At 69.1% G+C, this 6,898-nt stretch carries 4 protein-coding genes; 2 read left to right on the top strand and 2 right to left on the bottom strand.

Annotated elements, in window-relative coordinates:
- Positions 1 to 721, bottom strand: a 721-nt coding sequence (locus FLV34_RS38475) for an RICIN domain-containing protein (protein WP_187280858.1), incomplete at its 3' end; no start/stop codon positions are given.
- A 1,063-nt stretch (positions 722 to 1,784) separates the two neighbouring features.
- Between FLV34_RS38475 and FLV34_RS38480 the strand changes: the two genes are divergently transcribed.
- Positions 1,785 to 3,251: an endo-1,4-beta-xylanase gene (locus FLV34_RS38480; RefSeq protein ID WP_147945506.1), complete on the top strand. Its 1,467-nt coding sequence runs from the start codon at positions 1,785 to 1,787 to the stop codon at positions 3,249 to 3,251.
- Between the two features lie 92 nt (positions 3,252 to 3,343).
- Positions 3,344 to 5,056, top strand: a complete 1,713-nt coding sequence (locus FLV34_RS38485) for a cellulose binding domain-containing protein (protein WP_147945507.1) — start codon at positions 3,344 to 3,346, stop codon at positions 5,054 to 5,056.
- A 69-nt stretch (positions 5,057 to 5,125) separates the two neighbouring features.
- On the opposite strand, the gene FLV34_RS38490 is transcribed toward FLV34_RS38485, so the two are convergent.
- Entirely contained in the window at positions 5,126 to 6,259 is a 1,134-nt protein-coding gene (locus tag FLV34_RS38490) for an inositol-3-phosphate synthase (RefSeq protein WP_147945508.1), read from the bottom strand.
- Positions 6,260 to 6,898: the final 639 nt, after the last annotated feature.

Consider the following 6,898-nt stretch of genomic DNA (forward strand, 5'->3'; position numbering starts at 1 on the left):
TGTCGTCCACCCGGAAGACGTCGATGTCGGCCAGGTCCTCCCACAACACCGGGTTGGAATAGGTCGACGACGGCGGCCACGACCCGCTCGTCGGACTCGCTGACGGCGACGCCGACGGCGAGGCCGACGGTGACGGCGAGGGATCGGAGACGCTCCCGACGGGGACGAGCTGCCACTGCTGGTTGTTGCCGCCCCAGTCGGAGTACTGCACGATCCTGCCGCCGTCCGCGGTGGAGGCGTTCTGGACCTCGACGACCTTGCCGCTGTTGCGGTTGACCAGCCGTACGTAGCCGCCGGACGAGTCCGCGAGCCGGAACTGCTGGTTGGTGCCGTTGTGGTCGCTCCACTGCACGACGTCGGCGGCGTCGGCCGTGGAGAGGTTGGCCACGTCGATCACCTTGCCCGAGTGGCGCGACTGCAGGCGGTAGTAGCCGCCGCCGGAGTCGAGGAACCGCCACTGCTGGTTGTTCCCGTTGCTGCGGCTCCACTGCACGAGCGCCCCGCCGTCGGCGGTGGAGAAGTTGTAGACGTCGAGCGCCTTACCGCTGTTGCGGTTGACCAGGACATACCAGGTGTTGGTGTCGACGGTCGCCGCGGAGGCCGGCGCCACCCAGGTGACGGCGGACGCCAGAACGGTCGCGAGCGCCGCCAGCAGGCAGGCGAAGACGGTGGCCGGCGCGCGTCGCCGGCCACTCGTCGTACGGACGGGGGGTTGGTGCATCTTCTCTCCTTCAGCGGAGACACGGCTGGGGATGGGGACAATGCGCGGTCGGTGGTGCGTGGCCCGCGCCAGGGCACGAGGGCGCGCCTCGCCGGAAGGTGAAGGGAACGGCAGGGCTGCGGATCGGCCGCCGGGGCGGGTTCGACGTGGTCGCCCCCGAGGGGCACCCGGCCGGATCGGCGGACGGCGTCGTCGCCCGGCACGCGGCGGAGGCGGCCCGCCGGCGGACGCCGCTTGTGTCGAACGCGGCGCCGGAACTCCCGGAATTCACATGCCGGAAGTCACGGCGCCAAAGAGACGGCGCCATACGCCCAGCGCCGGACTACCAGCGCCACGCTCTCGGTGCCGAACTCTCAGCGCCATACTTTCGGCGCCATACTTTCAGCGCCGAAAGCCGGCGTACCGGAACTCGCGGCGCCGGAACCGACGCGCCGAAAGGCGTGACGGTGGAAACAGCGACCGGCTCGTGATCCCTTTGACAGCCGTCTGCCGCTCACAAGTGCTGCGGACGGGCGCGTGCCGGCCGGAAAGTCATGTGGGTCTACGAGGCCGATGTTAGCGCTAACAATTCTGCGACCAATACTCCTCTCTCATCGAACGGCCCGTGCGTGGTGGTGTAGCGCGGATCAAACCCGACGCGGCACGCCGCGTCAACCCTTGCCCCTCCGCGTCCGGGTCGTCGCGCCGACCGGGCGCGGCCGACCTGCTCTTCCGTGGACGCGGGAACTCCCTCCGGAGTCCGGCGCGCGGGAAACTTTCATCGCGACCCACGTGATCCGTGGGCGGCGCGAAGGAAGTCGCGCCCTTTACGAACGACATTTCGCGCCGTACACCTGCGCAGATGACGCATGCGCGCGAAAGCTGCTTCGAAACTTACAGGCAACACTCTTGACACGTTTCGGGATGATTTCCAGACTGACTCCCCGGAGGCGGCTCCTCCTGCCGGATCGGTGGTGCGCGGCAGGGGCCACCGTTTCGGCTTCAAATGACGGCCGACGGCGTGGTGTTCCCGCGGACGTCTTTTCCGCGTTCCCTCATCTATTTCGCAGTTGGAGGCTCAAGCATGGGCGAAACAGCCCCACGACCCGCCGACGGAAGACGGCATAGGCTCGCCGGCACCCGCCGGCTGCTGATCGCCGGCGCCCTCGGCGCACTCGGCACGGTCACCGCACTCTCGGCATCCGTCCCCGCTGACGCGGCAGCCGGCACCCTGGGCGCGGCCGCCGCCCAGAGCGGCCGCTACTTCGGCACCGCGATCGCGGCCGGGCACCTGAACGACTCGACCTACGTGGCCACCTGGGACCGGGAGTTCAACTCGGTCACCGCGGAAAACGAGATGAAATGGGGCCCGATCGAGCCCTCCCGCAACTCCTTCAACTGGGGTTCGGCCGACCAGATCGTCAACCACGCCGTGAGCAAGGGCATGAAGGTCCGCGGCCACACCCTGGTCTGGCACGCCCAGCTGCCCAGCTGGATCAACAACAACATGTCGGCCAGCGACCTGCGCTCGGCGATGACCAACCACATCACCCAGGTCATGAACCACTACAAGGGCAAGGTCTACGCCTGGGACGTGGTCAACGAGGCCTTCGCCGACGGCGGCTCGGTCGGCAGCCTGCGGAGCTCGATCTTCACGCAGAAACTCGGCAACGGCTTCATCGAGGAGGCCTTCCGCGCCGCACGCGCCGCCGACCCCAACGTCAAGCTGTGCTACAACGACTACAACATCGACGACGCCAACGCGAACAAGACCCGCGGCGTCTACAACATGGTCAAGGACTTCAAGGCCCGCGGCGTGCCCATCGACTGCGTCGGGCTGCAGTCCCACTTCGGCAACCCGCCGTCCAACTACCAGCAGAACATCGCCCAGTTCGCCGCCCTCGGCGTCGACGTCCAGATCACCGAGCTCGACGTCGGCGGCTCCGGCTCCACGCAGGCCGACGCCTACCGCCGCGTCGTCCAGGCCTGCATGGCCGTGTCCCGCTGCACCGGCATCACGGTGTGGGGCATCACCGACAAGTGGTCCTGGCGCAGCGGGGACACCCCACTGCTGTTCGACGGCAACTTCAACAAGAAGCAGGCCTACACCGCCGTCCTCGACGCCCTCAACGGCGGGACGTCCAGTTCTCCCCCGCCCACCGGAAACGGGAACGCCATCAAGGGCGTGGGATCGGGCCGCTGCCTCGACGTTCCCAACGCCTCCCAGACGAACGGCACCCAGGTACAGATCTGGGACTGCAACGGCCAGAGCAACCAGACGTGGACGCAGACGAGCTCCGGTGAGCTGCGGGTCTACGGCAACAAGTGCCTGGACGTGAACGGCGCAGGCACCGCCGACGGCACCAGCGTGATCATCTGGGACTGCAACGGCCAGAGCAACCAGAAGTGGCAGTTCAACTCCGACGGCACCATCACCGCGGTCGGCGCGAACAAGTGCCTCGACGTCATCGGCGCTGGCACCGCCAACGGCACGAAACTCCAGATCTACTCCTGCTGGGGCGGCACCAACCAGCAGTGGACCCGAGTGTGACACCACTCCGCCCGGGGCGGCCCCGTGGCCGCCCCGGGCGGATCGCGGACCCGTCGGCGCGGATCAGCACCGACAAGTCAAGAGGAGAAGGCATGACGCAGGATCAGCATGGGCCCGTGAGCGGCGAGCGGCGGTTGCTGAGCCGCAGGTCCGTCCTGGCGACGGTGGGGGCCCTGCCGGTCATCACGGCCGCGACGTCGGTCCTGGGGGCCTCGGCGGCCTCGGCGGCCACCGCGACCGTGAATCCGTCGGCGCAGCGGCAGACCATCCGGGGCTTCGGCGGCATGGCCCACGCCGCCTGGATCGGCGACCTGACCGCCGCCCAGCGGGACACCGCGTTCGGCAACGGCGAGGGCAAGCTCGGGTTCTCCATCCTGCGGATCCCCGTCGGCGAGAACCAGTCGGACTGGAGCCGTGACCTTGCGACGGCGAAACGCGCGGCCGAGCTCGGGGCGATCGTCTTCGCCTCGCCGTGGAATCCCCCGGCGTCCATGATCGAGACTTTCAACCGCAACGGCCAGACCAACGCGAAGCGTCTCAGGTATGACCAGTACGCGGCGTACGCCCAGCATCTGAACTCCTTCAGCACGTACATGCGGAACAACGGGGTGAATCTGTACGCCATATCCGTGCAGAACGAGCCCGATTACGCGCACGACTGGACGTGGTGGACGTCCACTGAAATCGTCCGGTTCCTGCGTGAGAACGCCGGCTCTATCAACACCCGGGTCATCGCGCCCGAGTCGTTCCAGTACGTCAAGAGCATGTCGGACCCGATCCTCAACGACTCCACGGCGCTCGCCAACGTGGACATCATCGGGGCGCACCTCTACGGCACGCCGTATTCGAACTTCCCCTATCCGCTCTTCAAGCAGAAGGGCGCCGGCAAGGACCTCTGGATGACCGAGGTCTACTACCCCAACAGCTCCGACTCGGCGGACACCTGGCCCCAGGCGCTCGACGTGGGTGAGCACATGCACCGCGCCATGGTGGAGGCCGAGTTCCAGGCGTACGTCTGGTGGTACATCCGGCGCAGCTACGGCCCCATGCGCGAGGACGGCCAGCTCAGCAAGCGCGGCGCCATCATGGCGCAGTTCGCCAGGTTCGTCCGCCCCGGATACGTACGGATCGACGCGACGGCCAACCCCGCGTCCAACGTCTACGTCTCGGCGTACCGGAACGACGACACCGTCGTCATCGTCGCCATCAACAAGGGGACCTCCGCGGTGAGCCAGCAGTTCACCGTGGCCAACGCCGGCTCGGCCGCCGTCTCGTCCTGGCTGACCGACGCGAGCAGGAACGTCGCTCCCCAGGCGCAGACCACGATGTCGAACGGCTCACTGACCATCACGCTCCCGGCCCGCAGCATGACGACGTTCGTGACCAGCCTGAGCGGCGGAGGCCCCTCGCCCTCCCCGTCGCCCGTCGTGTCGCCGAGCCCGGCGCGGAGCCCCTCGCCGAGCCCGTCGCCCAGTGGCGGCACCGGCACCGGGCCCCGGGTCACCTACACGATGAACGCCTGGGACACCGGCTTCACGGCCGCGATCAGCATCACCAACACCGGGACCTCCACGATCAGCGGCTGGACGCTGAGCTTCACCCTGCCCTCCGGGCAGTCGATCACCTCGGGCTGGAACGCCACCTATTCGCCCTCAAGCGGCCAGGTGAGCGCCAGCAATGTCAGCTACAACGGCACGATCGCCCCCGGAGCCACCGTCGACATCGGTTTCCAGGCCACCCACACCGGCAACACGGCCAAACCGACCGCCTTCACTCTCAACGGCGTGCCCTGCGTCGTGGCCTGACCGAGGCCGCGACGTCGACCTGACCCCGCCGCTGCCCCGGACTCACCGGTCCGGGGCAGCGGCGGAGGATCATCCGAGCGCGGACACGAAGGCGCGCAGCACCCGCCACTGCTCGGCAAGCGCGTGGGGCACCTCCCCGAGGGGGTCCTTGAAGAAGAAGGCCAGCTCGGTGAGCGGGCCCGTACACCCGGCCTGCTGGGCGGCCGCCGTCAGCCGGGCCAGGTCCAGGACCAGCGGCGCGGCCAGCGCCGAGTCGCAGCCGTGCCAGGTGAACTCCATGCGCATGCGCGTGCCGAGGAAGCCCTCGAAGGAGATCAGGTCCCACGCCGTCTTGAAGTCGTCGAGGTCCTCGACGAAGTCGATCCGGGTGTCGCCCTGCGGGGTGTAACCGAGCGTCTCGCGCAGCACGCGCTGCTTGCTGGCCGACTTGGCCGCGTTGGCCGCCGGCTCGGCGAGGTTCGCGCCGTCGCCGCCGCCCAGCAGGTTGGTGCCCGACCAGGCGCGCACTTTCAGGTTGCGCAGCCGGAACATCGGGGCGAGCACCGACTTGACCAGGGTCTCACCTGTCTTGCCGTCGTGACCGGCGTACGGCAGCCCCTGCACTCGGGCCAGGGCGTCGAGGGCGGGCAGCCGGGCGCCGGTGGACGGCGTGAAGTCGACGTACGGGCAGCCGGCGCGCAGGGCGGCGTAGGCGGCCAGGGCGCTGGGCGGCAGGACGGGCTCCGGGCCGTCGAGCGCGACCCGCAGCGCGTCGAGATCGGCGTGGGCGGGATGGGGCGGCGGCGCGGGTTCCGTGGTCGAGACGTTGATCACGACGACGTGGTCCAGCCCGTGCCGGCGGCGGAACCGGTCCAGGTCGGCGCCGATGGCGTCCGCGACCCCGGCCTGGGTCTCGTGGAGCGGCAGGGGCCGCACATCCTGCTCGATTTCGAGCAGCGCGTCCTGCACGGCACCGGCGAGCCGGGCCGGGACGATTCCCGCCTCGGCCAGCGCGGCGGCCTTCTTGACCAGGGGGATCGAGGAGATGTCGTGGCCGCCGAAGACCAGGTCGCCTATGGCGGGGAGGGCGTCGCTGTGCAGCTCGGGCGACTCGAGGACGCATCCTGTCGGCTCGGCCAGGCCCGCCCGCACCGCAGACGCCCCGAGCATGCTGGTGACCGCGACCGACCCGCGTGCTCCTATCAGCCATACTCCGGTTTTCATCTGTCTCCTCTCCCCGGCCGGTCGGCCGGGATGGTGCGGGTGCTGCTCAATGTGAATCGGCGCAGGGTGAATCGGCGCAGAGTGAATCGGCGCAGGGTGAAACGCATCAGGGTGAAGCGGCGCAGAGTGTGCCTGCTCGGGGGTGAATCAGCGTGGGGGGTGAATCAGCGTGGGGGGTGAATCAGCGTGGGGGGTGAATCAGCGTGGGGGGTGGATCGGCGTGGGGGGTGAATCGGCTCAGCGCGGATCGGCATGGGGGGTGAATCGCTCAGCGCGGATCTACTTCGGGATGGGTCCGCTCCACCGGGCGGCGGCCACTGTGTGCCCAACGTGCGAAGCACTTCGCAGCCGGCACGCCGAGCACTGTGTGCCCAGCGCACCGGCCACGATGCGCCACTTCGGCAGCACCGCGCTACCAACGCGCGAAGCACTTCGCGGCCAGCACGCGGAGCACTATGTGCCCAGCGTGCAGAGCACTATGTGGCCAGCGTGCGGAGCACTATGTGGCACTGTGCGGCCGCCGCCCGGCGTGCCGGGTCACTCGGAGGAGAAGGCGGCGTCGAAGGCGGCGTCGGGCGGGGTGATGGCGTTGAGGGAGCGGATGTAGGCGAGGGCCTCGGGTGCGCCGTGCAGCCGGTC

Origin of the sequence: Microbispora sp. CSR-4, from assembly GCF_008033685.1 — a bacterium.
Lineage (GTDB): Bacteria > Actinomycetota > Actinomycetes > Streptosporangiales > Streptosporangiaceae > Microbispora.